Here is a 2,918-nt window from a genome sequence, read left to right as displayed (position 1 = left end):
GCCAGCGTGGCCGGTATCGCCTCGCAGAACCGCATCGGTGCCGGTGTCGGTTTTCAGAACGGCGAGTCGGCGTTGTCGGTGGGCTACCAGCGTGCGATCAGCCCGCGCGCCACCCTCACCGTGGGCGGCGCACTCAGCGGCGATGACCGATCGGTTGGGCTGGGCGCTGGTTTCGGCTGGTAGCCGCAGCACGGCCACGCGGTCGCATGCATTCCCGCCGCCCGTCGCCGGGCGGCGCGCTTTCTTCGTCATGCCCTTTCGCACTCACCTCGAAGGAATCCCATCGTGATCCAGAGTTCTTCTACGCAGGTCCTTGTGCTTGCCTGCTGTGTCCTGGCGGCGTCGTGCAGTACAGCGTTGGCCGCCAACCCCAACGCCAACGCCGATGCGGCAGCAGCCAATGCCCAACGCCAACAGGCCATGGCCAATGCGCCGGTTGACAGAATCATCGTCCGCTACCGCAGCGGGCAGGTCGGTACCGCGCGCGATATCGGCCGCAGTGCCTCGGCGGCAGTCAGTGCGGCCGCCTCGCGCGCATCCGTCCGTCTTGCGCCTGCCGCACGCACCAGTGCCACCGCAGCGCCAACCTATCTGCGCACGCTTGCCGCGGGCGGTGAACTGATCAAATTGCCTGCCCAGCTCAGTCGTGCCGATGCCGACCGGCTTGTGCAGGAATTGAGCGCAGACCCGGCGGTCGAATCGGCGCAGGTGGATCTGCGCATGTATCCGCTGCAAACCAGCGGCGCATTGCCGAACGACCCGCTGCTGCAAACCAATCAATGGCATCTCATCGACCCGGTGGATGGCATCGACGTCGCCCAAGCCTGGAAAACAACGCAGGGCGAAGGCGTGGTGGTGGCGGTACTGGATACCGGCGTCCTGCCCGACCACCCAGACTTGGCCGGCAATCTGCTCACCGGCTACGACTTCATCACCGACCCGTTCTTCTCGCGTCGCGCCACGGCCGAGCGTGTGCCCGGCGCACTGGACCTCGGCGATTGGATCGTCGAAGACGGCGATTGCGGGCTGTTCTCGGTGGCCAGCGACAGCAGCTGGCACGGCACGCACGTGGCCGGCACGGTTGCCGAAGCCACCAACAACGGCATTGGCGGGGCAGGCGTCGCCTACCGGGCGAAAGTGCTGCCGGTGCGCGTGCTCGGGCACTGCGGCGGGCGACTCTCCGACATCTCCGATGCCATCGTCTGGGCGTCCGGCGGTCACGTCGATGGCGTACCGGACAACCGCGATCCGGCCGAAGTGATCAACCTAAGCCTGGGCGGTGGCGGTGCATGCGGTTCGGCGATGCAGGCCGCGATCGATGGCGCAGTGGCGCGCGGCACCACCGTGGTGGTGGCGGCGGGTAATTCAACGGCCGATGTATCGACGACGACTCCCGCCAACTGCGCCAATGTGATTGCCGTTGCCGCCACGCGCGCAACCGGCGCGCTTGCCGATTACAGCAATTTCGGCCGTCAGATCGACCTGGCCGGCCCGGGCGGCAGCTCGATGTCCTTCATCACCAACGATGGCCCGATCCGCAGCTTTGTTTGGCAAACCCTCTACACCGGCAAAACCACACCAACCTCCGGGCAGTTCACCTATGGCGGCACGCGTTACGCCGGCACCTCGATGGCGTCGCCGCATGTGGCCGGCACCGCCGCATTGGTGCAGAGCGCATTGATCGCCGACGGCAAACCGCCGTTGTCGCCGGCCGCAATGGAGAGCCTGCTCAAGCGCACTGCGCGCGCATTCCCGGTGTCGATTCCGGTGGCAACGCCGGCCGGGGCAGGCATCGTGGATGCCGGAGCCGCAGTTGCGCGCGCGTTACGTCGCTGCGATAGGGGCGATGTGGGATGTCAGGTGGATGCGCAGCCTCTGCGTAATGGCGTGGTGCAGAGCGGCATCTCCAATCTGTCGGGCGATGCGGGGGTGTTCACGTTCCAAGCGCAGGCGGGTGCGGTGCTGAGTTTCATCAGCTTCGGCGGCAGCGGCCAGGCGGGGTTGTACGTGGCATTCGGGCGCGAGCCCACCGCCACCGACAACGACGGCGCGTCTACGCGTCGCGGCACCAGCCAGACGGTGCGCTTCACTGCGCCGCGTGCCGGCACCTACATTCTCAAGCTGGAAGGCAGCGGTTTCGACGCGGTGAGCCTGCTGGCGCGCCAATGATCCGACATGTCGCCGCCGGTTCGGCGAAATCGTCATTTCCTTGGCGGTGAACGCCTGAAACACGGCCACCTCGCGCGCCGATCGACCGCGCATGCTGGCTGTGGGGCATGTTGGCCGCAGATCTGACCGGCCACCCCTGCATTTTGCGCAACCAAGCCCGCTGGCGTCCTGCCAGCGGGTTTTTTTGTCTTTTCCAGTTCCGCCTATTCAGCCCTGAAATGTCTCGAAGGACATGATCTAGGTCGCTGTTTTCCAAAGATTTATCAAAAATCTAATAAAAGCAAGCCGAAGTGTGATCAATCGCGCACTTCTCTTCGCTTTCTGTCAAAAACTTGACGCCCGAAATGACGGCTGTTAACACTCCGCTCAGTTCTATGGTTGGGTAGCGTTCACTTTTTGACTATCCAGGAAGCAGGCGCGAGCCGCTCCGCCGCAAGGCCCATGGCGCGAATCACTGCGGTCACTGCAGGCTGGAACGCCTTCTGCCGCCGGGTGTTCGCCACAAAAACCAGTCCAACAACTCAGGAGTCGTGCGTCGATGAATCGGATTTATCGCAAGGTCTGGAACAAATCGCTTGGCGTGTGGGCCGTAGCCTCGGAATTGGCCAGCGGCGACAGCCCCGGAGCGGTGGCCTCAGCCGCATTCATCGATCGTCGCCAGAGCCTGGCACTGGCCGCCGCCATCGCCCTTGCGCTGGGTGGCGCCGGATTGGCCACGCCGCTTCCTGCCAATGCGCAATCGGTCGAAG

At 64.9% G+C, this 2,918-nt stretch carries 3 protein-coding genes; all 3 read left to right on the top strand.

Annotated features, from left to right (window positions below; all coding sequences use genetic code 11):
• Positions 1–183 (top strand): YadA-like family protein (locus LN450_RS09460; RefSeq protein WP_228892394.1); only part of this gene is annotated, 183 nt, incomplete at its 5' end.
• 102 nt (positions 184–285) lie between these two features.
• Positions 286–2,169, top strand: coding sequence for a S8 family peptidase (locus tag LN450_RS09455; protein ID WP_011348585.1), 1,884 nt, complete (start codon positions 286–288; stop codon positions 2,167–2,169).
• A gap of 538 nt (positions 2,170–2,707) precedes the next feature.
• Positions 2,708–2,918, top strand: a 211-nt coding sequence (locus LN450_RS09450; RefSeq protein WP_228892760.1) for an ESPR domain-containing protein, incomplete at its 3' end; no start/stop codon positions are given.

The organism is Xanthomonas euvesicatoria pv. euvesicatoria (genome assembly GCF_020880415.1).
Lineage (GTDB): Bacteria > Pseudomonadota > Gammaproteobacteria > Xanthomonadales > Xanthomonadaceae > Xanthomonas > Xanthomonas euvesicatoria.
Note: the sequence above shows the minus strand (reverse complement) of the source record. Positions and strands in the feature narration are given on the sequence as shown.